The sequence below is a fragment of the Nocardia sp. NPDC047654 genome (assembly GCF_043205035.1).
Lineage (GTDB): Bacteria > Actinomycetota > Actinomycetes > Mycobacteriales > Mycobacteriaceae > Nocardia.
Window position 1 is genome coordinate 878,876 of the sequence record NZ_JBIDDF010000002.1, and the last position, 24,853, is coordinate 903,728.

The window sequence follows — 24,853 nt, forward strand, 5'->3', positions numbered from 1 at the left end:
GGACAAGTAGGATCGCTGCTGGCGAGGCCGATCCGAACAGGAGGTTCGAGGTTGCCACCGTTTCTCTGGGAGCAGCACTGCTGCCTGCCGCTCTCGCCCGCCGCGCGCATCGGCGACCTCGCGCGCTACCCGGCCGGATCGTACTTGTCGGTGAACGTGGGCTACTCCCGGCAATCGACCGCGGACTCTCTGGCGTTGCTGGACCGATTCCGCCGCGAGGCGTCGGCGGACGGCCGGTTTCGCCTGGTCCGCGGCATCGATGACATCGGGGCGCCCGGCGCCATCGCGCTCGCGTTCGATCTGGAGGACTCCGGCCCGCTGGGCGGCGACCTGGACAACGTCGGGCGGTTCTACGACCTCGGCGTGCGGTCGTTGCTGCCCACCTACAACCACGCCAACGCCGCGGGCTGCGGATGCCTGGACACCGAGGACACCGGACTCACCGGGTACGGCCGCGATCTCGTCCATGCGCTCAACGAAGTCGGCATGTTCGCCGACGGCTCGCATTGTTCCCGGCGCACCGGGCTGGAAGTGGCCGAGTTGAGCGTCGTCCCGATGATCTACAGCCACTCGAACTTCGCGGCCCTGTGGGACCATCCGCGCAACATCACCGACGAGCAGGCGCTGGCCTGCGCCGCGACCGGCGGCGTGATCGGAATCAACGGCGTCGGAATCTTCCTGGGCCGCAACGCCGCCGACGAACGCGCCGAGCGGATCGCGGCGATGGCGCGGCACATCGAATACGGCGCCGAACTGGTCGGCATCGAGCACATCGGAATCGGCTCGGACTACTCCTTCGACGCCGAGGACTTCAACGCCGAACTGGCGAACAATCCGGACGCCTTCTCCGAGGCGTACACCACATGGGGCGCGCTGCAATGGGTGCCGCCCGAGGATCTGACCGGGGCCGCCGACGTACCCGGCCTCGACGAGGTGCTTGCCGGTCGTGGTTTCACCACAGCGGACCGGGCAGCGGTCTTCGGCGAGAACTTCCGCCGCGTCGCCCGCCAGGTCTGGCGAACCCAGCCCACGAGTGGCACATAGCCGAGAGGTCTACTCGCGTTCGCCACAGCCATGTGCCACTTACGAAAACTTCACAGGCGGACGAGCATTTTGCCGGTGTTGGCGCCGGAGAGGACGCCGAGGAAGGCGGTGGGGGCCTGGTCCAGGCCGGTGTAGACGGTTTCCTTGGTGCGCAGGGTGCCGTTCGCGAGCCAGTCGGCGGCCTTGGCGATGTATTCGCCGAAGAGCGGGAAGTGGCTGGTGACCAGCATGCCGCGCAGGGAGAGTTCCTTCGTCGCGGCGAGGTAGAGATCCGGGCCCGGCTCGGCGGTGGCGCCGTTGTAGCCGCTGATCGCACCGACCAGCGCGATGCGGCCGCCCGGGCGCATGGCCTCCACCGCGACGCGCAGGTGTTCGCCGCCGACGCTGTCGAGGTACACGTCGATGCCCTCGGGCGCGGCCGCCGCCAACTGCCCCGCGAGGTCGCCTTTCCGGTAGTCGACGGCGGCGTCGAAGCCGAACTCGTCGAGCAGCAGTTCCGTCTTGGCCGCGCCGCCCGCCGACCCGATGACCCGCGCCGCGCCGAGCTTTTCGGCGATCTGCCCAGCGACGCTGCCGACCGCGCCCGCCGCCGCGGAGATGAACACCGTATCGCCCGGCTCGACCCGCGCCACGTTCGTCAGCGCCGCGTACGCGGTCAAGCCGGTGGTGCCGAGCACGCCGAGGTAGTGCTGCGGTGCGGCGAGCGAGGTGTCGACGGGTGTGGCGGTGGCGGCGTCGATCACCGCGTAGTCGCGCCAGCCGGCGAAGTGGGTGACGGTGGTTCCCACCGGAAGATCCGGCGCGGCCGACGCGATCACCTCGCCGAGCGCCGAACCCTCCAGAGCCTCGCCCACTCGGAACGGTGGAATGTAGGACGGACGATCGTCCATCCGTCCGCGCATGTACGGGTCCACCGACATCCAGGTGTTACGCACCAGGACCTGTCCGTCGGAGAGCTCGGGGACCGGCCGCTCGACCAGCGCGAAGTTCGCGGCGGTCGGTGCGCCGACCGGCCGTGCGGCGAGTTGGAACTCACGCGAGGTGATCGGGAGGGTCGAGGTGGTCTCGGTCATGACGATGCCTTTCCGAAGCTCCGTGGAGCGACTTTCTTCGGGACTCGCACGGGTGCGATCCGGTACCGATGACGCTATGAGCGCTCCGCTTCCGTTCCCAGGTCCTGCGCCGCCACCAACCGGTCCTTGCGCGCCGAACCGCTGCGCGACGTGGCAGGTCTGTCGCGGGACCCAGTGCCGCGACCGGTGTCCGTGACTACGGGCTGGTACGTCTCTCGGCCGACATACAGAACCCCGGATGGTCCCCGCGATGCCGGGGCGGACCGCCTGCTCCACCGCACTGGTCGCGGTTGCCGGTTTCGATGCGGGCGCTATCGCCCTCTGGCCTGAGAGGGCGGCGAGCCGCTCCACCGTCGATAGGCCTTGCGCAATGCGCGGTCGTCGGTGAACCCGAGCCGCCCCGCGATCGCGGCGGTGGTCAATCGTCCTTCGGCGAGCAAGGTACGCGCGTGCTCGTAGCGGGCGCGGTCGTATTCCTCGCGCCACGTGGTGCTCTGCTCGGCAAGGTGGCGTTGCAAAGTGCGGGTGCTCACCGCCAGTCGGCGGGCCACGGCCCCGAGCGAGGCTTCGCCGTCGGCGAGCGCCGAGGCGAGCGCGAGCCGGAACGATTCCAGTGGTCCCGGGATCGGTCGGGCGGTGGCCAGTACCAGATCGGCGTGGCTGCGCAGCAGGTCCGCCAGCAGGGGATCGGCGCGGACCAGCGGCGCGGTGGCGTCGGCCTCGGTGAAGGTGATCTCGTCGACCGGGGCGCCGAAGTCGATGCGGTCGGTGCCGAAGGCGTCGGCGAGGACGCGGTGGTCGGGCGGCGCGGGGCGACTGAAGGCGACCCGTTCGGGGATGACGGGGCGACCGGTGGCTTCGCGGGCCCTGCGCAGGTAGTAGGCGAGCACGTATTCGTTGATCACCGCGACCGCCTCCGGGTCCGGCGCGGTGGTGCGGAAGCCGACGGTCAGGGCGCGGTCGTGCGTCAGGTCGAAGCCCTCCTCGGCCGCGGTGACCAGGCGGTGATACGGCTGTGCCGTGCGCAGCGAATCCGCCAGCGTCGAACCATTGGCGAGCAGGTAGTCCCAGGTGGTGAGGGTGCCGAGCGGTGCGGCGGCGGCGACGGCCAAACCGGCGCCCGGCCCGGTTCTCGTCCGGGCCAGCAAGTCCCACAACCGCGCCAGAGAGTGCAGGGGTATCCGGTTCAGTTCGCTCGCCAGCGCTGCGTCGTCGGTACCGGGGACGGCGGCCAGCCGGTCGGCGGAGACTCCGGCGGCTCGGGCGGCGTCGCGGACCAACCGGGTCAGGTGGGTGGAGGCCGTCCCGTCCAGCGGGTTCGGCGGTGTCGCGCTGCCACCGGAAGACGTCTCCGAGACCGGATCGACACCGCTGTTCACGGGGCATGCTAACCGCACAGGTGCACCCCTTTCTTCCCGCTCGAGGGAGCCCGCCGTTCGGGTGTGGTCCACGCCTCACCAGGGTGGGGGATGGGTGGGTGAACATACCGCTGCGGAGTTAGGCTCGGTTCGTGACTTCCCACTACGATGTCGTCGTTCTCGGTGCTGGTCCCGGCGGATACGTCGCCGCGATCCGCGCCGCTCAACTCGGCCTGCGAACAGCGATCGTCGAGCAGAAATACTGGGGCGGTGTGTGCCTGAACGTCGGCTGCATCCCGTCCAAGGCGCTCCTGCGAAACGCCGAACTCGCCCACATCTTCACCAAGGAGGCGAAGACCTTCGGTATCTCCGGCGAGGTGAACTTCGACTTCGGGGTCGCCTTCGACCGCAGCCGCAAGGTCGCCGACGGCCGAGTCAAGGGCGTCCACTTCCTGATGAAGAAGAACAAGATCGACGAGTTCGACGGCAAGGGCACCTTCACCGGCCCGAACTCGCTCTCGGTCGAGCTCTCCAAGGGCGGCACCGAGGCGATCACGTTCGACAACGCGATCATCGCGGCGGGCACCGTCACCAAGCTGCTGCCCGGCACCCAGCTCAGCGCGAACGTGGTCACCTACGAGGAGCAGATCCTCACCCGTGACCTGCCCGGCTCGATCCTCATCGTCGGTGCGGGCGCGATCGGCATGGAGTTCGGCTACGTCCTGAAGAACTACGGCGTCGACGTGCGCATCGTCGAGTTCCTCGACCGCGCGCTGCCGAACGAGGACGCGGACGTCTCCAAGGAGATCACCAAGCAGTACAAGAAGCTCGGCGTCACCATCACCACCGGTGCGGCCGTGCAGTCCATCGAGGACGACGGCGCCAAGGTCACCGTCGCGATCAAGGACAACAAGTCCGGCTCGGTCGAGACCGTCACCGTCGACAAGGTGCTGCAGGCCGTCGGCTTCGCGCCGCGCGTCGACGGCTACGGCTTGGAGACCACCGGCGTGGTGGTCACCGACCGCGGCGCGATCGGGATCGACGACTACATGCGCACCAACGTGCCGCACATCTACGCGATCGGCGACGTCACCGGCAAGCTGCAACTCGCGCACGTCGCGGAGGCCCAAGGCGTGGTCGCGGCCGAGACCATCGCGGGTGCGGAGACCGTCACCCTCGGCGACTACCGGATGATGCCGCGCGCCACCTTCTGCCAGCCGCAGGTCGCCAGCTTCGGCCTGACCGAGCAGCAGGCCAGGGACGAGGGCTACGACGTGAAGGTCGCGACCTTCCCGTTCACCGCCAACGGCAAGGCGCACGGCCTCGGCGACCCGACCGGTTTCGTCAAGCTCATCGCCGACGCCAAGTACGGCGAGCTGATCGGCGGGCACCTCATCGGCCCGGACGTCTCCGAGCTGCTGCCCGAGCTCACCCTCGCGCAGAAGTGGGACCTCACGGTCAACGAGCTGACCCGCAACGTGCACACCCACCCGACGCTCAGCGAGGCCCTCCAGGAAGCCTTCCACGGCCTGGCCGGGCACATGATCAACTTCTGATCCGGTCACGGAGCGAGGGCGTGCGGTCGTAGATCGCACGCCCTTTTCATTTGTCGGCCAATGGTTTCCGCCTCGGTAGGGCCGCTGGAGATCGGCGCGGGCGCGGGCGGTCTGCTATACAGCGTGCATGCTTCGCAGGTGGTTGATCGGAAGTGTGCCGGTGCTCGTCGTGGTGGTGCTGCTGGGGACGGGCACCTTCTACCTGATGAACGCGCGCACCTTCCAGTTGGCTGGTCACGTGGTCAGCAGGGTGGACACCGACGCGCGGGTCGTCGCGCTGACGTTGGACGACGGGCCGTCCGATCGCGCTCCCGAGGTTCTGAAAGTCCTTGCTGACGCGCGAGTTCCGGCCACGTTCTACCTGAACGGGCGTGATCTCGCCGCGCGTCCGGAGCACGGCAAGGCGATCGCAGCCGCGGGCCACGAGATCGGCAACCACACCTATTCGCATCGGCGGATGGTGTTCGTCACACCCGGCACGGTGCGGGACGAGGTGGAGGGGACGGACGCCGAAATCATGAAGACCGGTTACGCCGGCCCGATCACCTTCCGGCCGCCCTACGGCAAGAAATTGTGGATGCTGCCGCATTATCTCGCCGAGCACGACCGGGTCACCGTCACGTGGGACGTCGAGCCCGATTCGGGCCGGGCGGACGTCACCGCCGACGACATCGTCGCCGAGACGCTCGGCAAGGTCCGTCCCGGCTCGATCGTGCTGCTGCACGTCATGTACGGGAACGCTGAGGCGTCGCTCGCCGCCATCCCCCGCATCGTCACCGAATTACGCGCCGCGGGCTATCAATTCGTCACCGTGTCCGACCTGATGTCCCGCTGATCCGACCGGTGCGCCGAGCCGGTCGACCGGTGGATCGGAGCCGCGTCGCAGCGGCCGCCACTCGGTCGTAGTCGCTGCGGACCTCGGCCGGTCTGCTAACCGGCGGCCGGGAGCATGCCGTAGGTGTGGGTGGGGGTGAACAGGACCAAGGCGCGGCGGTCGGTGACCATCGCGGCGCGGTACTCGTCCCAGTCGGGGTGCTCGCCGTTGGCGGTGCGGTAGTAGTCGACGAGCGCGTCGACGGTGGGGTCACCGGGCGCGGCGGCGACCGGAGTGAGTTCCACCGTGCCTTCGAGCACGGCGTAGGCGAAGAAATCCTCGCGGGTCACGTGCAGTGCCGCCCATGGATCGCGCACGAGGTTGTGATACTTCGCGCGGTCGGCGGTGATGGAGATGCGGATCCGGCCGTCGGCGCCGACGACGTGCAGCACGTTGGACAGTTGCGGGCGCCCGTTGCGGCGGATCGTGGTGAGCACGGACCTGCGATGTTCGCGTGCGAAATCGACGGCGTCGGCGAGTTCCATGTCCGTGTAACCCGCGGCGCGGGGAGTCTCTTCCCCGGTCAATCGCGGTGGTAGGCCGCCTGTGCCTCGCGTACGCGGGGCATGTTGGTCTCCAGCACCTGGATCAGCGATTCCAGGTGAGCGGCCACCTCCGCGCCCAATTCGGTGAGGGTGTATTCGACGCGCGGCGGAATCGTCTCCTGCACCTCGCGGTGCACCATGCCGTCGCGTTCCAGCGCTTGCAGAGTCTGCGACAGCATGCGTTCGCTCACGCCGTCGACCCTTCGCCGCAGGGCGCTGAACCGGTACGGGCCTTCACGCAGCGCGACCAGCGCCAGGGTGCCCCAGCGACTGGCCACGGTTTGCAGGACCGGCCGTGAGGTGCAGTTGCGCGCGAAGACGTCGGCTTCCAGCGTCGGGTCGTCGGCCTCCGCCGAGCCGGTGTGCTGGGTCGTCATGACCGTCATCGTACCCAACTTGACCGCAGTGGGTACGGTATGCATAGTACTTACGAATAATTAGTGCATGTAAATCAGTACACACCGGAGGTAGTCATGACCATCGCCGTAACCGGAGCGAGCGGGCAGCTGGGCCGACTCGTGGTGGAGGAGTTGTCGCGCGCGGGATCGACGCCCGTCGCGATCGTGCGTGATCCGGGGAAGGTGGCCGACCTGGCCGAACGCGGCGTGGACGTCCGCGGGGCCGCCTACGACGACCCGGCCGCGCTGTCGCGCGCACTCGACGGCGTCGACCGGGTGCTGCTCATCTCGGGCAACGAGTTCGGCGCGCGAGTGGCGCAGCACACCAATGTCATTCGCGCGGCCGAACACGCCGGCGTGGAACTGCTCGCCTACACGAGCATTCCGGGCGCTACCGACAACCCGCTGATCCTCGCGCAAGAACACAAGGGCACCGAGGCGGTGCTCGCCGAATCGGCCGTGCCGCACGTCCTGCTGCGCAACGGCTGGTATTGGGAGAACTACGTGGGCGGTCTCGCGCACGCGGTGGAGTCGGGCGTACTGCACGGCGCCGCGGGCGAGGGGCGCGTTGCGGGCGCGGCGCGCGCCGACTACGCCGAAGCGGCCGCCCGGGTGCTCACCACCGATGGCCACGCGGGCCGGGTATACGAACTCGGCGGTGGTGAAAGCCTCACCTATGCCGAACTGGCGCAGGCGATTTCGGAAGCCGCTGGTAAGCCGGTGCGCTACGAGAACCTGCCGGAGGCGGACTACGCCGCCGCGCTGATCCAGGCCGGGTTGCCGCAGGCCTACGCCGAGGCGCTCGCCGACGCCGACGCCGGCATCGCCCGTGGCATCCTCGACGTGCGCTCCGGGGACCTGGAGAAACTGCTCGGCCGACCGGCGACCCCGGCGGTCGAAGTCTTTCGGGCAGCGCTGAACTGATACCGATCGGCTCCGCGTCGGGCCACTGCCTAGTCGCGGTCGCCCGGGTGGCATCGCGAGTCACCCGGGCGACCGGTTCGAGCGGAGCCCGAGTCCTACACCCACTGCACCAATTGGATGATGATCCCGTTCGGATCGCTCATCTGGAAGTACCGCTCACCCCACTCCTCGGTTTCGATGGGCGTCACGATCGGCACCCCCTCGTCCTGCAACCGGGCGTATTCGGCGTCGATGTCGTCGACGACGAAGGCGACGAGCAATCCCTCGCCCGCGCTGCCCACCTTGCTCTTCGGCTTGAAGCTCGCCAGGCCGGTGTGCAGGTAGACGACGTTCAGGCCGGCGTCGCTCCGGTCCAGTGAGACGAACCCATCGGCCGACATCTTCTCCTCGAAGCCGAGGTGGTCGATGAGGAACTTCGCCGAGGCGACCGGGTCGGGGACGTTGAGTGAGATGGCGGAAGCGGTGATGTTCAAGGGCCCTCCTCGGTGGTTAAATCTGTACTAGGTACACTGTACTTTGTAGAGGTTTTATTGGCGACGCGCATTATGAGCTGAGTCACACCGATACCATCGGTGGTTCGAGGTGAGCGAGGAGGCGGCGGTGGGACAGCCGAAGGAACGCAGCAGCGCGGGTGACCCGGTGCGCACGCTGGAACTGCTCTGGCGGATCCCGCCGGAATCGAGCACCGGCCGGGGCCCGAAGCAGCGCAGCAGCGTCGAGGCCGTCGTCGCCGCCGCGATCGAGATCGCCGACGTGGAGGGGATCGGGGCGCTCACGATGCGCGCGGTCGCCAACCGGCTCGGCCTGACCCCCATGGCCACCTACACCTACGTGCCGGGCAAAGCCGAGCTGATCGACTTGATGCTGGATACGGTGTACGCGCGGATGGAGCGCGCGGACCTCACCGGTCTGCCCTGGCGCGAGCGGGTCGTCCGGATCGCGGCCGAGAACCGCGTCATGCTGGCCCGCCATCCGTGGGTGGCGTATCTGCCGACCACCCGACCGCCACTCGGACCTGGCCTCGCCGCCAAGTACGAACACGAGCTAGGGGCCTTCGCGGACCTCGGACTCGACGACGTCGCGATGGACGCCGCGCTCACGTTCGTGCTCGGGTTCGTCACTTCCGTCGCTCGTATCGCCATCGACAGCGCGCGGGCGGCGGCGGACAGCGCGCTGTCCGACGGGCAGTGGTGGGAACGGGCCGCGCCCGTGCTGGCGCAGGTGTTCGACGCGGAGCGCTACCCGCTCGCCGCCCGTGTCGGCACGGCCGCGGGCCAGGCGCACGACGCCGCCTACAGCGCTGACCATGCCTACGAGTTCGGGCTGACGCTGGTGCTCGACGGCCTGGCGCGCCGCATCGAGGGGCCGTCCGCGAGGGACTAGACGTCGTCGCGCTGGATGCGCAGGGCGGTGATCGTCGCGGCCAGTCCGTCGTATTGGTTGATCAGCAGCACGATCTCGATGAGGCTGCGCTCGTCGTAGTGCTTCGCCAGCTCGGCCCAGGTGTCGTCATCGAGGTCGCGAGTCTCGACCAACTGGTCCACCGCGGCCAGCAGCGCGCGGTGCTTGTTCGACCAACCTGCCGCTTCGGGACCCTCGCGCAGCCGCTCGAGGATTTCGGTGGTCACCCCCGCACGGCGACCGAGCCGGATGTGATGATCCATTTCGTAGTCGCAGCCGCGCAGATGCGCGACCCGGATGATCACCAGTTCCGACTCGTGGCGCGGTAGCCGCCCGCCCGGCATGAGTTTGCCCGAGTAGTGCAGCCAGCCGCGGAACAGTCCGCGGGTGCGGCCCAGGGTGCTGAACAAGTGGGCGTCGCCGGTGCCCGCGGCGCGGGAAAGCACCTGCCAGACAACCCAGTTGAGCGGGCCGAGTTCCCGCAGCCGTCCGGGCGAGATGCGTGGTTGCAGCGCTGAAACCATCGTGGTTGCCACCTCCGCGTGGTCTGTGCGGCCGGCGTCGGTGCCTGCCGAGAAAGAGCCTACTCGGCAGTATCCCGCGCGGCGCCCGCCATTCTTTCGCTTTCGGAGTGGTTTTCGGCCGGGTACCCCGTCATCATCAGTACCGGTGCGGGTCACCGCGGCCGCGATGAGTTGGCGCGGCGTCAGGTGTGGACAACAGGTCGGCAGGGGAACAGATGCTGGTGAGGATCAGGCCCGGAGCGGAGCTTTCCGGCGCCGAGCGGGAATTCGTCGCGTGCCTGCGGTCGTATCCGACCACCGGTTTCGCCGTGATCGATCTCGAGGCGGACAACCGGCGCGTCGACGCGGTGGTGTGCACCCCGCGGGGCCTGACCGTGCTGGAGGTGCACGGATTCCAGCGCAGGCAGAGCGGCATTCTGAGCACACCGGCCGAAGGGCCGTGGAAGATCAGCGACGCGCCGGTGGAATTGGACGACCCGGAATCCGGGAGCCCCGCCGAACGCGTGGAACACGGCATCTACGCGGTCAAGCACATGCTCCAGCGGGCGTTGCAGGACCCGGGGCACATCAGCGGCGCCGTGGTGCTCGTCCCGTTCCGCGGTGCCGTGGTGCGTCCGGCGCGCACGAACCTGCGCCCGGGGTTGGACGTGGTGGTCGGAAATGTCACCGACGCGACCGAGTTGCGCATCTACCTGGAGGGATTCTCCGCGGGACCGCGCGACTGGACCGCGGACCGGGTGATCGGCGCGTGCGGTGCGCTCGGGCTGGCGGAAATCGCCCCGACCCGCGCGGAACTCCTCGAGGCGGGCTTCGAGGAGAACGCGCCGGAGCCGGTCACGACCATTCCGCGCGCACCGAAGCCGCGGGTCGAGCCGAAGCCCGGCGCCGCGACGAAGAGCCAGGCCTACGCGGGCTGGTCGGTCGTCGTGATCGCCGTGGTCGGGGTCCTGTTCGTGCTCGGCGTGATCGCCACCGCGCTGGCGCACGACTCGGCGCAGCCGATTCCGGCGACCGGTACGACGACTACCACCCCGTCGCCGCCGTCGCACCGGCCCACCGAATGCTTCCCCTTCCAGCAGAACTGCTGATCCCTCAATCCCGCACGGCGCGGCCCAGTTTGGTCAGCCGCAGTGCGTGCTGGGCGCGAGCCAGCACGTGTGTTCGGGAGGTGTCGATATGGGCGGTGAGGGTCTCCGCCGCCGCGTCCACCGCACCCGACACCAGGAGTTCGGCGACCGCGATGTGCTCGGCGGTCATGGTGGCGATCCGCTCCGGCGTCGGCACGTCCAGCGTGCGCACCGGGCGCACCCGGATGTGCACGGCGGTGAGCGCCTCGGCGAGTGCGGCGTTGCCCGCGGCGGCGAGCAAGGTGGTGTGGAACCGTTCGTCGGCGGCCACCAGCGCCGGTCCCGGTTCGGGCGGGTCGTCGCGCAGCGCGCGCCAGGCGTCGAGTTCCGCGCGCACCAGATCCAGATCGTGCGCGGGCGCCTCACCGGGCGCCCGCACGCGTTGCATGCCCCTGGCTTCCAGGACCAGCCGCAACTCGTAGAGGTGATCGAGTTCGTCGAGCCGGGGCCGGTACGGGTAGAGGCCGTCGGCGAGCCGCTCGACCAGGCCGTCGGCCTGCAACCGGGCCAGCGCCTCGCGCACCGGGGTGCGCGACACCCCGTAGGCCTCGGCGAGGCGTTCCTCGCCGAGCCGTTCGGTCGGCACGATCGCTCCGGTGGCCAGATCCCGCCGCAACGAGTCGTACACCTGCTCGCGCAATGGAATCCGACCCCTGTCGCGGGTCATGGCGGCGCTCAGATCGCCATCGCCGAGCGGACTTCGCTCTCGGCGCCCGCGCCCCCCGCGCCCGTGGAGGTCACCCGGCCGGACCGCAGCACGTAGTAGCGCTGCGCCGCCTGCAACGCGAAGCCGATGTGCTGTTCGACCAGCAGCACGCTCAGTCCGCCCCGGCGGGTGAGATCGATGATGGTGCGCTCGATCTCGGCGACCACCGAAGGCTGGATGCCCTCGGTCGGCTCGTCCAGGATGAGCAGCTTCGGCTCGGTGATCAGCGCCCGCGCGATGGCCAGTTGCTGGCGCTGGCCGCCGGACAGCAGGCCCGCCTTCCGCGCGAGCAGTTCGCGCAGCGCGGGGAACAGATCGAGCGATTCGTCGATCAGCGCCTTGCCGCGTTTACGGCCGTCCGCGACCACCTGCAAATTCTCCGCGGTGGTCAGTTGCGGGAAACTCTGCTGTCCCTGCGGCACGTACGCGATCCCGCGACGCACCCGCCGCGAGGGCGACAGTTTGGTGATGGCCTCCCCGTCGAACTCGATCCGGCCCGACTTCGTGCCGATCAGGCCGACGGCCGTGCGCAGCAGCGTGGTCTTCCCCGCGCCGTTGTGCCCCATGACGGCGACCACGCTGTCGTCCGGGACGGTCACCGAGACGCCGTGGATGACTTCGGTGCGGCCGTAGCCGGCGTGGATATCGGTGAGTTCAAGCATCGCTGTCCCCTTTCCGGGGTGACTCCGGGCTCGGCGCGGTCGAGGCGTCCTCCAGTTCGGTGCCGACGGCCGCGGCGGTGCCGAGGTAGACCTCCTGGACCTTCGGGTCCGCCTGCACCTGTTCGACGGTCCCCTCGCTGAGCACCTTGCCGCTCGCGAGAACGGTGACCGAGGTGGCGAAGGCGCGCATGAAATCCATGTCGTGCTCGACCACCACGACCACCCGGTCGCCGCCGATGCGGCGCAACAGGTTTCCGGTCTCCTCCCGTTCCTCGGCGCTCATACCGGCCACCGGCTCGTCCAGCAGCAGCACCGACGCGTTCTGCACCAGGAGCATGCCGATCTCGAGCCATTGCTTCTGCCCGTGCGCGAGTACCCCGGCGGGCTTGTCGCGCAGGCCGGTCAGACCGGTGGTCTCCAGCGCCTCCTCGATCACGGGGAGCGCCGATTTGCGGCGGCGCAGCATGGTGAGCGCCGAACGGCCCGCACCCGCGGCGATGTCGAGATTTTGCAGCACGCTGAGCTGCTCGAACACGCTCGCGGTCTGGAACGTCCTTCCGACGCCGAGCCGGGCGATCCGGTGCACCTTCTTGCCGAGCAGTTCGACGCCGGTCTTCTGCGCCGACCCGGTCGCCGGGACCAGACCGGTGATCGCGTCGATGAGCGTCGTCTTGCCCGCGCCGTTGGGACCGATGAGGAAGCGCAGATCGCCCTGCAACACCGTCAGATCGACATCGGTGACGGCCTTGAATCCGTCGAAACTCACCGACAGGCCACGGATCTCCAGGTACTCGCTGGACATTCCCGCGTTGCCGCCGAGCTTCGGTTCGTGCGTCGTCTCGGTCATCGCGATTCCACCTTCTCCGTCGCGGGTTCCGGCAGCGCCTCGACCACCGCGGCCGCAGGCGGGTCCGCGGGCCGCCGCAACCGGTTGCCCAGCAGACCTTTCAGCAAGGGCCACAATCCGGCGAGGCCCGCGGGCACGAAACCGACCACCACGATGAACAGCACGCCTTGCAGATACGTCCAGCCCGACGGGAACTCCTCGGAAAGCGCCGTCTGCGCCCAGGCCACGCCGATCGCGCCGAGCACCGGCCCGAGCAGGGTGGTCCGGCCGCCGATCGCGACGCCGATGAGAAACGCGATGGACGGAACGACGCCGATGTCGGCGGGGGAGATGATGCCGACGATCGGAGTGAACAGCGCACCGGCGATGCCTGCGAAGAACGCCGCGACCACGTAGGCGACGATCTTCACGTTCGCCGGGTCGTATCCCAGGAAACGCACCCGCTCCTCCTGGTCGCGCACCGCGACGAGCAATTCGCCGTATCTGCTGTGCATCAGCTGTCGCACCAGCGCGACCACCACCAGCAGCGTGCCCGCCGCGATGAAGAACAGCATCTGCCGGTTGACCGGGTCGGACAGCTTGAACCCGAAGAACGCGCGGAAATCAGACAGACCGGTGAATCCGCCGATGGCCTGCTGTCCGGTCAGCAGGATGGCCAGCGCGGCGGCGAGCGCCTGACTGAGGATGGCGAAATACGCGCCCTTCACGCGGCGCTTGAACACGCCGTAACCGAGCGCCGCCGCGACCAGCGCGGGCAGCACCAGGATGCCCAGCAGCGCCACCGGACCCGACGCGAACGGCGTCCAGAACGACGGCAATTCGCGAATGCCCGCGATCTCCATGAATTCCGGCACGTCGTTCCCGAGCCGGGCGGCGTCGGCCATCTGCAGATGCATGGCCATGATGTAAGCGCCGATGCCGAAGAACACGCCTTGCCCGAGGGTGAGCATTCCCCCTCGGCCCCACGCCAATCCGATGCCCACCGCGACGATCGCGAAGCACAGGAACTTCGCCAGCAGGTTGAGCCGGAAATCGCTGAGCACCGCGGGCGCGACCGCGAACAACAGGACAGCGGCGACGGCGAACCCGGCCAACGCGGTGAGCGAGGTATGCGCGCGCCACCGTTGTACGAGTGTGGTCATGCCAAACTCCTTGTCCGGACGGTGAACAGGCCCTGCGGGCGGACCTGCAGGAAGATCACGATGACGACGAAGACGACGACTTTCGCGATGGACGCGGTGGTCGAGTATTCGATGTAGGAATTGAGCAGGCCGAGCGCGAACGCCGCGATCACCGTGCCCTTGATCTGGCCGAGCCCGCCGATGACCACCACGAGGAACGCGTCGATCAGGTAGCTCTGGCCGATGGTCGGGCTGGTCGAGCCGATCAAGGTGAGCGCGACACCGGCCACGCCCGCCAGACCCGAGCCGATGAAGAACGTGCTGATATCGGTGAAACGGCTGGACACACCCGAGGTTTCGGCCAGGCCGCGGTTCTGCACCACCGCGCGGATGCGGCGGCCGAGCGGAGTGGCCTTGAGCACCGCGGCCAGCGCGGTCACCGCGACGACCGCCAGGACGAGGATGAAGATGCGCGTCTTCGGCACCACCGCGCCCAGGATCGTGACGCCGCCACTGAGCCACTCCGGCGCGATGACATTCTTCGCGGGTGCGCCGAAGATATCGCGGGCCAGCTGTTGCAGCACCAGCCCGACGCCGAAGGTGACCAGCAACGTGTCCAGCGGCCGGTCGTACATCCAGCGGATGAGGCCCATCTCCAGCGCGGCGCCGAGCAGGCCGCCGACCAGGAAACCGATCAGCAGCGAGACGACGAGCGAGACGCCCGCCGAGGAGATGACCTTCTGCACGACGTAGGTCGTGTAGCAACCGGCCATGATGAACTCGCCGTGCGCCATGTTGATCACGCCCATCTGCCCGAAGGTCAGCGAGAGGCCGAGCGCGGCGAGCAAGAGAATCGATCCCAGACTCAGCCCGGTGAAGAGCTGTCCGATCACAACGTCCATGCGAGCTCCTGTGTTTGATGTGCCGCGACTTCATCGCGGCGTGTTCGCGGCCCCTTGATGGCTCGCGTCCGGGCGACCGCCGCTTGCTCCTTCGTCGCCTACGCGACGGCCACTCGGACGCGAGCCGGGCCGCGAACGGAACATGCTCGGTCTCGCTTCGCTCGAAACCGGGAGTTGAAGGCGCTCGGGGGCGCGTTGGGTGCCTTGATGTCCGATGCTGTCCGCGGCCCCCCTCATTACGCGCTCCGCGTGATCGCCGCGGCGACTGGGTCGCCGGGCGGGCACCGGTAGCTGGGCCGCGGACAGCCGCGGACTACTTCAGGCCCTTGGCCCAGTCGTAGGACTTCAGGTAGGGGTCCGGCGTCACGGCCTTGCCGGAGTCCCACACGGTGTAGATGAGTCCGTCGGGACGGATCTCGCCGATGCGGGCGGTCTTGGTGATGTGGTGGTTGGAGCCGTCGATGGTGACCAGGCCCTCCGGCGCCTCGAAGCTGACGCCGTCGGCGGCGGCCTGGACGTCCTCCACCTTGAACGACTTCGCCTTCTCGACGGTGTTCTTCCACAGGTAGACCGACGCGTAGGCGGCTTCCATCGGGTCCGAGGTCGGCTTGTCGGCGCCGAAGGCGGCCTTGTAGTCGGCGACGAACTTCTTGTTCACCGGGGTGTCCACGGTCTGGTAGTAGTTCCACGCGGTGAGCTGCCCGGCGATGTGCTGCGCGCCGATGCCCGCGACCTCTTCCTCGGCGATGGACACCGAGATCACCGGCATCTCGGCGGCTTTGAGGCCCGCATTGCTGTACTCGCGGAAGAACGCGACGTTGGAGTCGCCGTTGAGGGTGTTGAACACCGCGCCCGCCTTGGCGGAGCGGACCTTGTTCACGATGGTGGAGAAGTCGGTGGAGCCGAGCGGGGTGTAGTCCTCGCCCTTGATCTCGATGCCGTTGGCGGCGGCGTACGCCTTGATCTCCCGATTGGCGGTCTGCGGGAAGACGTAGTCGCTGCCGACCAGGTAGAGGGAGGTGATGCCCTTCTGCTTCAGGTAGTCCAGCGCTGGAACGATCTGCTGATTGGTGGTCGCGCCGGTGTAGAAGATGTTCTTGCTGTCCTCCAGGCCCTCGTACTGGACCGGGTAGTAGAGCAGCGAGTTCAGGCTCTCGAATTTCGGCTTCATGGCCTTGCGGCTCGACGAGGTCCAGCCGCCGAACACCGCGGCGACGCAGTCGGAGCTGATCAGCTTCTCCGCCTTCTCCGCGAAGGTCTTCGGGTCCGAGGCGCCGTCCTCGAGCACCAGATCGATTTTCTTGCCGAGCACGCCGCCCGCGGCGTTGATCTGGTCGACGGCCAGCTTGGTCGAGTTGGCGACGGTGACCTCGGAGATGGCCATCGTGCCGGACAGCGAGTGCAGCGAACCGACCTTGATCGTGTCCTTCGAGGTGTCGACGCAGGAGGCGGCGCCGGAGCCGGTGGTCGAGGCGTCGTCCTTGGCGCCGCAGGCGGTCAGCAACAGGCCGGCGAGCGCGACCGCGGTGGGCACCGCCACCGCTCGGACCAAACGCCTGGAGCGATGGGTGGCACGGGAATCTGGCATGGGGCGAACCCTCTCCTCATCAGGTGTTGCGGCGGCGTCGGCAGGGCGCCGCATCGAATACCGCCGTCTTCGCCCCGCTCACGGCTGTAGACGGGGCTGTATACAACGGCTGTATTCGTGATGCGAACGGTAGACAGAACTTGTTGCGCCGGAATATCTCTCGATGACAAGTCCGTTTCGTCTGTTTCGCTCGTGTGAACCTTTCCCGGCAACGGTCGGCGAACGGTTGTGAGATCCGGGCAAACCCGCTGGCCGGGGCGGATGTGGCTACGGTTGCGTAGCGTCGCCGCGATGCGGCACGCTTCGATTCGTACGACATCTGAACCGTCCCAAGCCGCGGCGGCGGGCCGCGGACTCGAGTCGAGGAGGACCAGATGGGCCACTACAAGGCGAACTTGCGGGATATCGAGTTCAACCTGTTCGAAGTGCTCGAGCTGGACAAACTCCTCGATACCGGCGCCTACGGCGACCTCGATTCCGACACCGCCCGGGAGATCCTCTCGGAGGTTCGGCGACTGGCCGAGGGGCCGGTGGCGGACTCCTTCGCGGCGGCCGATCGCGATCCGGTGACCTATGACGTGACAACCTTCTCGGTATCTGTTCCGGAGCCGCTCCGTAGGACCGTCGCCGCCGTGCGCGACGCGGGCTGGAGCAGGCTGGGCATGCCGGAGGGCATGGGCGGTACCCCGGCGCCCGCGGCGCTGGTCTGGGCCGTCGCCGAGATGATCACCTGCGCCAACCCCTCGGCGTCGTTCTTCAACATGGGGCCGGTCATGGCGTCCGTGCTGTACAACGTCGGCACCGAGCAGCAGCGGCGCTGGGCCACGCTCGGCTTCGAGAAGGGCTGGCAGGGCACCATGGTGCTGACCGAGCCCGACGCCGGATCCGACGTCGGCGCCGGACGCACCAAGGCGATCGCGCAAGAAGACGGCACCTGGCACATCGAGGGCGTCAAGCGGTTCATCTCCGGCGCGGAGGTCGGCGACACCGCCGAGAACGTCTTCCACCTGGTGCTGGCCCGGCCGGAGGGCGCCGGACCGGGCACCAAGGGGCTGTCGCTGTTCTACGTGCCGAAGTTCCTCTTCGACCCCGAGACCTTGGAAGTCGGCGAGCGCAACGGCGTGTACGTCACCGGGGTCGAGCACAAGATGGGCCTGAAATCCTCGCCCACCTGCGAGCTGACCTTCGGTGGCCACGGCGTCCCGGCCAAGGGTTGGCTGGTCGGCGACGTGCACAACGGCATCGCGCAGATGTTCCAGGTGATCGAGAACGCGCGCATGATGGTCGGCGTCAAATCCTCCGGCACCTTGTCGACCGGTTATCTCAACGCGCTCGACTACGCCAGAGAACGTGTCCAGGGCGCGGATCTGACTCAGATGACCGACAAGGCCGCGCCCCGCGTGTCCATCACCCGGCATCCGGACGTGCGCCGTTCATTGGCGATGCAGAAGGCGTACGCCGAGGGCATGCGCGCGGTGTACCTGTACACCGCCGCACACCAGAACGCCGATGTGGCCCAGCTCGTTTCGGGCGCCGACCCCGATCTGGCGCACCGGGTGGAGGATCTGCTGCTGCCGATCGTCAAGGGCGTCGGTTCCGAGCGCGCCTACCAGTTCCTCACCGAGTCGTTGCAGACCTTGGGCGGTTCCGGTTATCTACAGGACTACCCGATCGAGCAATACATCCGCGACGCGAAGATCGACTCGCTCTACGAAGGCACCACCGCCATCCAGGCGCAGGACTTCTTCTTCCGAAAGATCATTCGCGACAAAGGTGCGGCGCTCGGGCACGTCAGCGCGCGGATCGCGGCGTTCCTCGACGCGAAGACCGGACGGTTCGACACCGAGCGCGACCTGCTGCGCACGGCCGCGGAGGACGTGCAGGCGATGGCCGCCTCGCTCACCGGCTTCTTGATGGCCGCGCAGCAGAAGCCCACCGAGCTGTACAAGGTCGGCCTCGGTTCGGTGCGCTTCCTGCTCGCCGTCGGCGACCTGCTCATCGGCTGGCGCCTGCTGGTGCAGGCGGAGATCGCGGCCGCCGCACTGGCCACCGACGCGCCGGAGAAGGATCGCGCTTTCTACGCCGGAAAGGTCGCCGTCGCGAGCTTCTTCGCGAAGAACGTGCTGCCGAACCTGGCCGCGGTGCGCGGGATAATCGCCGCACTCGACGACGACATCATGAACCTGGACGAAGCCGCGTTCTGATGGTTTTTCCAGCGCCTGCGGCGCTGGGTGTTCGCGGCCCCCTCTTGGCTCGCGCCCGAGCGACCACCGCTTGCTCCTTCGTCGCGGACGCGGCGGCCACTCGGACGCGAGCCGGGCCGCGAACGGCGGATGCTCGGTCTCGCTTCGCTCGAAACCGGGAGTCGAGGTGCGCCGGTTGCGTCGGCATTCGAGGTGTCGACGACGTGGGTGCGCCCCGCGCGGACGAAGGCCGCTCGACCGGCATCGAACGTGCGGTTCGGGTGGTTGCGTGCTGCGTCTGGCGTCGGCTCTCGATCGCGTGCCACGGTGACCATCCGGGATGGTTTGCGGTCACCGGGTGATCGGAGGCCGAATCGAGTGATGTTGGCACGCCACGCGGGGGCGGCGTCGTGTCAGGCCTCCGACTGGGAGAGCAGTTTGAGCACCACGGGGCGGGACAGTGTGCCCGATACCTGTCTGGCGAGCTGGTTGGCGCTGGTGCCCGCGGCGTGGGCTGCCTTCAGGGTGGTGGCGAGTTCGGTGCGGGCGGCTTCGGCGGCGGCTTGGGCGTCGCGAAGTCGCTGGGCGGCGCGGTCCACGTCGGGCTGCTCCTCGCTGGTGGTCAATTCATTGACCAGTTCGACCTCCGGGAGACGGGCTTCCCGCTCATCCGGGGCACCGTCACGGCGCATCGCCGCCCTGGCGAACTCCATCAGGAACGCGCGGGTGGCGTCCTTGTCCTCCGCGGCGGCCTCGCCGAGCAGCAGTCTGGTGGTCTGCGGGACGGCGTGCGACCAGTTGGCCAGGCCGCACAGGGCCAGCAGCAGACGGCCCGCGTTGGCGGAGTCGACGTCGAACTGTTCCTGGGCGCGATCGAATTTGCGCACGTAATGCGCGGCACGCCAGCCGTCGATGTCGTGCGCATCGGCGCCGCGGTGCAACGCCTCCCAGAGCATCAGCCGCAGCAGTTGCGGGTTGTCCCGGTGATAGTCGAACAGCTTGCCGACGTAGGCCCCCGGTTCGGTGTCGGCCAGCGGTTGCACCACGTCGATGAACTCGCGCAGCGTGTCGATCAGGATGACGTCGAACAGCTTGTCCTTGCTGCCGAACAGTCCGTAGATGCGCTCCTTGTTGACGCCCGCCGCCTCCGCGATCCGGTCGACCCGCGCGCCGGCCAGCCCGTACTGCGCGAATTCTTCGCGGGCGGCGCGCAACAGGGCCTGCCTGGTCGCGTCACTGCGTTTGATCGTGGCCGTCATGACCGACACTTTACCATCTCATTAAACCAACTATTTGGTTGACAGACGGCCCGCCGCAGGCCTACCTTCGAGCCATGGCAATGTCCACCTTCCAGTCCGCGGCTCCGGCCCGGACGCGCGGCCGAGACACCTCGGCGCGAGCCCACACCGGGCGCACCCTGCCTTTCTTCGTCCTCGCCGCACTGCTGGCCACCGGCCAGATGTACATTCCCATTCCGCTTTTCACCGCCATGCGGGCCGACTGGGGCGTCGGCTCGGCGGCGATGACCTGGATCATCAGCGCGTTCGCCTTCGGCTACGCAGGCGGTTTCGTCCTGTTCGGGCCGCTGTCGGATCGCTACGGTCACCGCCGGGTGCTGGTCACCGGCATGCTGGCGGCCGCAGTGGTCACCCTGTTGACCGGCTTGGCGTTCAGTGCCCCGCTGGCCGTCGCCCTGCGGGTGGCGCAGGGCTTGGTGGTCGGCTCGATTCCGCCCGCGATCATGGCTTATGTGGCGACCCGCATCACCCCCGCGCACCGTGCCGTGGCCACCATGTCCGTGGCAACGTCGTTCCTCGCGGCGACGGTGGTCGCGCAGATCGTGTCGCAATGGATGGTCGGCGCGTTCCCGTGGCGCACGGTGTTCGTCGCCTCCGCGATCGTGTTCGCCGTCCTCGCGCTGGCGTTGCGGTCGGCGTTGCTGGCCGACGCGCCCACCGGCGGGGACAAGCCGCTGCGGCACAGCTACGCCGCGATTCCCGCGGTGCTGCGCATCCGGGCGCTGGTGCCGATGCTGATCGCGGGCGCGATGAGCATGGCGGTGATGGTCGGGGTGTACACCGGCCTGGAACTGACCGGGGTGGTCCGCGGCTCGGGCGAACTGCTCGCGCTGCGGGCGGGAGCGCTGCCGGTGATGATCGCGCTGCCCCTGCTCGCGGTGCCACTGGCCCGGCTGTCCAAGCACGGCCAGATAGTGCTCGGCGTGCTCATCGCCGCGACAGCGATGGTGGTCGCGACCTTCGAGGGAACCCATCCGCTCGTGCTGGCCGTCCTGCTGGCCGTGCTGGTGGGCGGACTCGGCATCATCGCTCCGGCCGTGTTGCAGAGCGCGGGCGAACTGGGCGGCGAATCCCGCGCCGCCGCCATGTCGGTCGCGATGTTCAGCTTCTACGTGGGCGCGACCATCGGCCCGCTGGTCGCCGCCGCCGCGGCGCCGCACGGCTTCGCCACCCTCGCCTGGACGCTGGCGCTGTTGCTCGTCGCCGCACTGGGTATGACGGTGGCCGGTCTGCGGATGCAGCGAAAGGCGCAGGCCGCCTGACCGAACACCACGTCCGGCCGATATCGGTAACCCGATACCGGCCGGACGTTCGTTCAGGGACGGTCTCCGATGCGCCGCAGCGGAATCACCCGACCTGTGCGTGTTCTGGCGGGCCGCGGACCATCCCAGGCGATCTCGATTTCCGCGTCGTGGAATTCCCGGACCACCTCGCGCAGCATCGTGACCGCGGCGGCCCGCGCCTGTTCGGATGTGGCATCAGCGCCGACCCGCAGGCGACCGCACAGCATTCCGCCCCGCGTGTCCAGGATGCTGTGGCGCCAACCCTCGGGCGTCGCGATCAGCACTATGGACGCGGGCATCGGATGTCGCGAATCGTCCGCTTCGGCCATGGCGACAACCTACGGAACCAGCGCGACTACTTCAGCACATAGGGCGAGACGGAACTGCGATGTTCGCTGATGTCGAGCACCTTGCCCAACGGCGGGAACGCGCGCTGCGGGCAGTTGGCCCGTTCGCAGACTCGGCAGCCCGCACCGATCGGCGTCGGCTGCACCTCGTCGAGGTCGATGCCGTCGGCGTAGATCACCCGGGCCGCGTGCCGCAGTTCGCAGCCCAGTCCGATGGCGAAGGTCTTGCTCGGCTGGCCGAAGCGGGTGGCGCGGCGTTCGACCGTGCGAGCCACCCATAGGTATTTGCGGCCGTCGGGCATCTGGGCGATCTGCGTCATGATCTTGCCGGGATAGGCGAAGGTCTCGTAGACGTTCCACAGCGGGCAGGTCCCGCCGCTGGCGGAGAAGTGGAAACCGGTGGCCGACTGGCGCTTGGACATATTGCCCGCGCGGTCGACCCGCACGAACGAGAACGGCACGCCGCGCAGCGACGGTCGTTGCAGCGTGGATAGCCGGTGGCAGATGGTCTCGTAGCTCTGCGTGAAGAACGCCGACAGCCGCTCGATGTCGTAGCGGAAGTCCTCGGCCACCTCGTGGAAATGCGTGTACGGCAGCACCGTCGCCGCGGCGAAGTAATTGGCCAGCCCGAGCATGGCCAGCTTGCGGGCGTCCTCGGACGCGAAATTGCCCTCCTCGACCAGCTTCTCCAGCAACTCTCCGCATTCGAAGTAGGCCAGCTCGGCGGCCAGTTTGAAGGTGCGCTGCCCACCGGAGAGATGCGGCGCGATCTCCAGGTTGCGGGTCTGCGGGTCGTAACGGTGCAGCACGCCCTCGCCGAGATCGATGCGCTCGGTGATCCGCACGTCGTGCGCGCGCAGAATCCTGGCGATCTCGCTGTTCACGTCGCCGCCGTGGAAACGGATGCGCGCGGTGAGCTCCTCCGCGGCGGTGTCCAGCTCGTGGATGTAGTTCTGGCGCTGGTAGAAGTAGTCGCGCACTTCCTCGTGCGGCTTGCTGATCGCGCCGCTGCCCGCGCTGTCTGCGAACCGGTCCTCGGTGGCCGCCGCCAGCTGGGCGGAGGTGTTGCGGTAGCGGTTGTGCATGTTGACCAGCGCGCGGGCCATGCTCGGATGCGCCGAGACCATGTCCGCGATCTCCTGGGCGTCGGCCTCGATGCCCAGCTCCTGGTCCATCACGACCTCTTGGAGTTCCGCGATGAGCCGGGTGTCGTCCTGCGCGGAGAAGAAGGTCGCGTCGACGCCGAACACGTCGCTGATCTTCAGCAGCACCGGGACGGTGAGCGGGCGCACGTCGTGCTCGATCTGATTGAGGTAACTCGCCGAGATCTCCAGCTGCTGGGCCAGCGCGATCTGGCTCAGCCCGCGTTCGGTCCGCAGCTGACGCAGCCGAGCGCCGACGTAAGTCTTGGCCATGCGTCCAGCTTATGGCCGGGTTCGCATCCATGCCAATTAAGGATTAACACTCCTCGCAGACAGGTGTCGTACCCGGCGGCTACCGTCGGCAGGGTGTTGTTCTCGGATGTCGTCCTGGCCTCGGAGACCGTGCGCGCGACCAGGTCACGCAAGACGAAGATCGCCACGCTGGCCGGGCTGCTGAACTCGGCCGCCGCCGACGAGCTCGCGCCCGTCGTCGCCTGGGCGTCCGGCGAGCTACCGCAGGGGCGGATCGGCACGGGGTGGCGCACGCTCACCGCGCTCGACAGCCCGCCCGCGCCGGTCGCGACGCTGACCGTCGCGGCGGTGCACGCCGCGCTGAGCGAGCTGGCCGGTACCTCCGGCGCCGGGTCCACCGCCCGGCGCAAGGAGCTGCTCGGGGCGCTGTGGTCCGCGGCGACGGCGGATGAGCAGAGTTTCCTGGTGCGCCTGCTCACCGGGGAACTGCGCCAAGGAGCGCTCACCGCCGTGGTCGCCGAAGCGGTGGCCGTCGCCGCGGGCGTGCCGCCCGATCTGGTCCGCCGGGCGTACATGCTGTCGGGCCGATTGCCGGTCACCGCCGTCGCGGCGCTGACCGGCGGCGCTGCCGCGCTCGCGGAGTTCCGGCTCGAGGTCGGCCGTCCGATCCAGCCCATGCTCGCCTCGCCCGGTGCGACGCTGGACGAGGCGCTGATCGAGTTCGGGGGCGAGGTGAGCGTCGAGCACAAGCTGGACGGTGCCCGCATCCAGGTGCACCGGGACGGCGACCGGGTCCGCATCTTCACCAGGACGCTGCGCGATATCACCGCGGGCGTGCCCGAACTGGTCGAGCTGGTCGCCGGCCTGGATTGCACGAGCGTCGTACTGGACGGGGAGACGCTGGCGCTCACCGACGCGGGACGGCCACGTCCGTTCCAGGAGACCATGAGCCGCTTCGCCGAGGTGAGCTCCACCCGGGAGTTGCTGCTGCATCCGTACTTCTTCGACTGCCTGCACCTGGACGGCCGGGACCTGCTCGACGCTCCGCTGTCGGAGCGGCGCGCCGCGCTGACGAAGGTGGCGGGCACGCACACCATTCCCGCGTTGCTGCGGCCGGATGCCGAAGCGGCCGCCGAATATTTCGACGGCGCGCTGGCGGCGGGCCACGAGGGCGTCATGATCAAGTCGCTGACCGCGCCGTACGCGGCGGGCAGGCGGGGCAGGGCCTGGCAGAAGATCAAGCCGACGCACACCCTCGACCTGATCGTGCTCGGCGCGGAATGGGGCTACGGCCGTCGCACCGGCTACCTGTCGAACCTGCATCTCGGCGCGCGCGACCCGGACAGCGGCGAGCCGGTCATGGTGGGCAAGACCTTCAAGGGACTCACCGACGCGCTGTTGCAGTGGCAGACCACCGAATTCCCCCGCCATGAGCGCTCGCGCGATCAGCACACCGTGTATCTGTGGCCGCGACTCGTCGTCGAGATCGCTTTGGACGGCGTGCAGGTCAGTCCGCGCTATCCCGGCGGGGTCGCGTTGCGTTTCGCTCGGGTGGTGCGCTACCGCCCCGACAAAGAACCCGCCGACGCGGACACCATCGACACCGTCCGCGCGCTACTGCCGTGACCGTCGCCGCGATGTGAAGCGCGCTTGCTCCCGCGCCGGGTGCGTGTCGAGCGTGCGCGGCGAATCGAGCCA

Annotated in this window: 24 protein-coding genes; 9 read left to right on the top strand and 15 right to left on the bottom strand. The window is 68.6% G+C overall.

Annotated elements, in window-relative coordinates:
* The first annotated feature begins 51 nt into the window (after window positions 1-51).
* Entirely contained in the window at window positions 52-1,044 is a 993-nt protein-coding gene (locus ACGF7Y_RS12470) for a dipeptidase (RefSeq protein ID WP_393232649.1), read from the top strand.
* 50 nt (window positions 1,045-1,094) lie between these two features.
* On the opposite strand, the gene ACGF7Y_RS12475 is transcribed toward ACGF7Y_RS12470, so the two are convergent.
* Together ACGF7Y_RS12475 and ACGF7Y_RS12480 are read right to left on the bottom strand one after the other, a co-directional pair.
* Window positions 1,095-2,117 (bottom strand): NADP-dependent oxidoreductase, encoded by a 1,023-nt coding sequence (locus ACGF7Y_RS12475; protein WP_393232652.1) that lies wholly within the window; start codon window positions 2,115-2,117, stop codon window positions 1,095-1,097.
* Window positions 2,118-2,428: 311 nt separating this feature from the next.
* A complete protein-coding gene (locus ACGF7Y_RS12480) occupies window positions 2,429-3,496 on the bottom strand; it encodes an AraC family transcriptional regulator ligand-binding domain-containing protein (protein ID WP_393232655.1) in 1,068 nt (355 codons plus the stop codon).
* A gap of 131 nt (window positions 3,497-3,627) precedes the next feature.
* On the opposite strand from ACGF7Y_RS12480, the gene lpdA reads away from it, so the two are divergent.
* Window positions 3,628-5,031, top strand: a complete 1,404-nt coding sequence (gene lpdA / locus ACGF7Y_RS12485) for a dihydrolipoyl dehydrogenase (protein ID WP_393232658.1) — start codon at window positions 3,628-3,630, stop codon at window positions 5,029-5,031.
* Between the two features lie 127 nt (window positions 5,032-5,158).
* Entirely contained in the window at window positions 5,159-5,866 is a 708-nt protein-coding gene (locus ACGF7Y_RS12490; protein ID WP_393232660.1) for a polysaccharide deacetylase family protein, read from the top strand.
* A gap of 95 nt (window positions 5,867-5,961) precedes the next feature.
* On the opposite strand, the gene ACGF7Y_RS12495 is transcribed toward ACGF7Y_RS12490, so the two are convergent.
* Both ACGF7Y_RS12495 and ACGF7Y_RS12500 read right to left on the bottom strand, forming a co-directional pair.
* Window positions 5,962-6,390: a PPOX class F420-dependent oxidoreductase gene (locus ACGF7Y_RS12495; RefSeq protein WP_393232663.1), complete on the bottom strand. Its 429-nt coding sequence runs from the start codon at window positions 6,388-6,390 to the stop codon at window positions 5,962-5,964.
* A 38-nt stretch (window positions 6,391-6,428) separates the two neighbouring features.
* The gene (locus tag ACGF7Y_RS12500; protein ID WP_040870863.1) at window positions 6,429-6,827 is read right to left on the bottom strand and encodes a helix-turn-helix domain-containing protein; all 399 of its coding nucleotides are present in this window, start codon (window positions 6,825-6,827) and stop codon (window positions 6,429-6,431) included.
* Between the two features lie 96 nt (window positions 6,828-6,923).
* Here ACGF7Y_RS12500 and ACGF7Y_RS12505 point away from each other — a divergent pair, with 96 nt between their 5' ends.
* Complete coding sequence (locus tag ACGF7Y_RS12505) at window positions 6,924-7,772, top strand: SDR family oxidoreductase (RefSeq protein WP_393232666.1); 849 nt, start codon at window positions 6,924-6,926, stop codon at window positions 7,770-7,772.
* Window positions 7,773-7,867: 95 nt separating this feature from the next.
* Here ACGF7Y_RS12505 and ACGF7Y_RS12510 read toward each other — a convergent pair whose 3' ends face one another.
* The gene (locus ACGF7Y_RS12510) at window positions 7,868-8,245 is read right to left on the bottom strand and encodes a VOC family protein (RefSeq protein ID WP_393232669.1); all 378 of its coding nucleotides are present in this window, start codon (window positions 8,243-8,245) and stop codon (window positions 7,868-7,870) included.
* A gap of 127 nt (window positions 8,246-8,372) precedes the next feature.
* On the opposite strand from ACGF7Y_RS12510, the gene ACGF7Y_RS12515 reads away from it, so the two are divergent.
* Window positions 8,373-9,155, top strand: a complete 783-nt coding sequence (locus ACGF7Y_RS12515; RefSeq protein ID WP_393232672.1) for a TetR/AcrR family transcriptional regulator C-terminal domain-containing protein — start codon at window positions 8,373-8,375, stop codon at window positions 9,153-9,155.
* Here the strand turns inward: ACGF7Y_RS12515 and ACGF7Y_RS12520 are convergent.
* Window positions 9,152-9,685 (bottom strand): carboxymuconolactone decarboxylase family protein, encoded by a 534-nt coding sequence (locus ACGF7Y_RS12520; protein ID WP_393233159.1) that lies wholly within the window; start codon window positions 9,683-9,685, stop codon window positions 9,152-9,154. The two genes, ACGF7Y_RS12515 and ACGF7Y_RS12520, sit on opposite strands and share 4 nt — an antisense overlap.
* A 227-nt stretch (window positions 9,686-9,912) precedes the next feature.
* Here ACGF7Y_RS12520 and ACGF7Y_RS12525 point away from each other — a divergent pair, with 227 nt between their 5' ends.
* Complete coding sequence (locus tag ACGF7Y_RS12525) at window positions 9,913-10,785, top strand: NERD domain-containing protein (RefSeq protein WP_393232674.1); 873 nt, start codon at window positions 9,913-9,915, stop codon at window positions 10,783-10,785.
* Between the two features lie 4 nt (window positions 10,786-10,789).
* Here ACGF7Y_RS12525 and ACGF7Y_RS12530 read toward each other — a convergent pair whose 3' ends face one another.
* From ACGF7Y_RS12530 to urtA, 6 genes are all read right to left on the bottom strand, one after another.
* Window positions 10,790-11,491 (bottom strand): GntR family transcriptional regulator, encoded by a 702-nt coding sequence (locus ACGF7Y_RS12530; protein WP_393232677.1) that lies wholly within the window; start codon window positions 11,489-11,491, stop codon window positions 10,790-10,792.
* A gap of 8 nt (window positions 11,492-11,499) precedes the next feature.
* Window positions 11,500-12,192 (bottom strand): urea ABC transporter ATP-binding subunit UrtE, encoded by a 693-nt coding sequence (gene urtE / locus ACGF7Y_RS12535; RefSeq protein WP_393232679.1) that lies wholly within the window; start codon window positions 12,190-12,192, stop codon window positions 11,500-11,502.
* Window positions 12,185-13,039, bottom strand: a complete 855-nt coding sequence (gene urtD, locus ACGF7Y_RS12540; RefSeq protein ID WP_393232681.1) for an urea ABC transporter ATP-binding protein UrtD — start codon at window positions 13,037-13,039, stop codon at window positions 12,185-12,187. The genes urtE and urtD overlap by 8 nt, the downstream gene beginning before the upstream one ends.
* Window positions 13,036-14,181 carry an urea ABC transporter permease subunit UrtC gene (gene urtC / locus ACGF7Y_RS12545; protein ID WP_393232684.1) on the bottom strand — a complete coding sequence of 382 codons (1,146 nt, stop codon included), beginning with the start codon at window positions 14,179-14,181 and terminating at the stop codon, window positions 13,036-13,038. The genes urtD and urtC overlap by 4 nt, the downstream gene beginning before the upstream one ends.
* Window positions 14,178-15,062, bottom strand: coding sequence for an urea ABC transporter permease subunit UrtB (gene urtB, locus ACGF7Y_RS12550; protein ID WP_040870580.1), 885 nt, complete (start codon window positions 15,060-15,062; stop codon window positions 14,178-14,180). Before urtB ends, urtC begins: the two co-directional genes overlap by 4 nt.
* 313 nt (window positions 15,063-15,375) lie before the next feature.
* Window positions 15,376-16,650, bottom strand: coding sequence for an urea ABC transporter substrate-binding protein (gene urtA / locus ACGF7Y_RS12555; RefSeq protein WP_393232688.1), 1,275 nt, complete (start codon window positions 16,648-16,650; stop codon window positions 15,376-15,378).
* A 374-nt stretch (window positions 16,651-17,024) separates the two neighbouring features.
* On the opposite strand from urtA, the gene ACGF7Y_RS12560 reads away from it, so the two are divergent.
* Window positions 17,025-18,854 carry an acyl-CoA dehydrogenase gene (locus ACGF7Y_RS12560; protein ID WP_393232691.1) on the top strand — a complete coding sequence of 610 codons (1,830 nt, stop codon included), beginning with the start codon at window positions 17,025-17,027 and terminating at the stop codon, window positions 18,852-18,854.
* A 392-nt stretch (window positions 18,855-19,246) separates the two neighbouring features.
* Here the strand turns inward: ACGF7Y_RS12560 and ACGF7Y_RS12565 are convergent, their stop codons facing one another.
* Window positions 19,247-20,092 carry a TetR family transcriptional regulator gene (locus ACGF7Y_RS12565; protein ID WP_393232693.1) on the bottom strand — a complete coding sequence of 282 codons (846 nt, stop codon included), beginning with the start codon at window positions 20,090-20,092 and terminating at the stop codon, window positions 19,247-19,249.
* Between the two features lie 74 nt (window positions 20,093-20,166).
* On the opposite strand from ACGF7Y_RS12565, the gene ACGF7Y_RS12570 reads away from it, so the two are divergent.
* The gene (locus ACGF7Y_RS12570) at window positions 20,167-21,393 is read left to right on the top strand and encodes an MFS transporter (protein WP_393232694.1); all 1,227 of its coding nucleotides are present in this window, start codon (window positions 20,167-20,169) and stop codon (window positions 21,391-21,393) included.
* A gap of 53 nt (window positions 21,394-21,446) precedes the next feature.
* Here the strand turns inward: ACGF7Y_RS12570 and ACGF7Y_RS12575 are convergent, their stop codons facing one another.
* Entirely contained in the window at window positions 21,447-21,743 is a 297-nt protein-coding gene (locus ACGF7Y_RS12575) for a hypothetical protein (RefSeq protein ID WP_393232697.1), read from the bottom strand.
* A gap of 26 nt (window positions 21,744-21,769) precedes the next feature.
* Complete coding sequence (gene ramB, locus ACGF7Y_RS12580; RefSeq protein WP_062968043.1) at window positions 21,770-23,176, bottom strand: acetate metabolism transcriptional regulator RamB; 1,407 nt, start codon at window positions 23,174-23,176, stop codon at window positions 21,770-21,772.
* A gap of 93 nt (window positions 23,177-23,269) precedes the next feature.
* On the opposite strand from ramB, the gene ACGF7Y_RS12585 reads away from it, so the two are divergent.
* Window positions 23,270-24,781: an ATP-dependent DNA ligase gene (locus ACGF7Y_RS12585; RefSeq protein WP_393232700.1), complete on the top strand. Its 1,512-nt coding sequence runs from the start codon at window positions 23,270-23,272 to the stop codon at window positions 24,779-24,781.
* The last annotated feature ends 72 nt before the right edge of the window (window positions 24,782-24,853 follow it).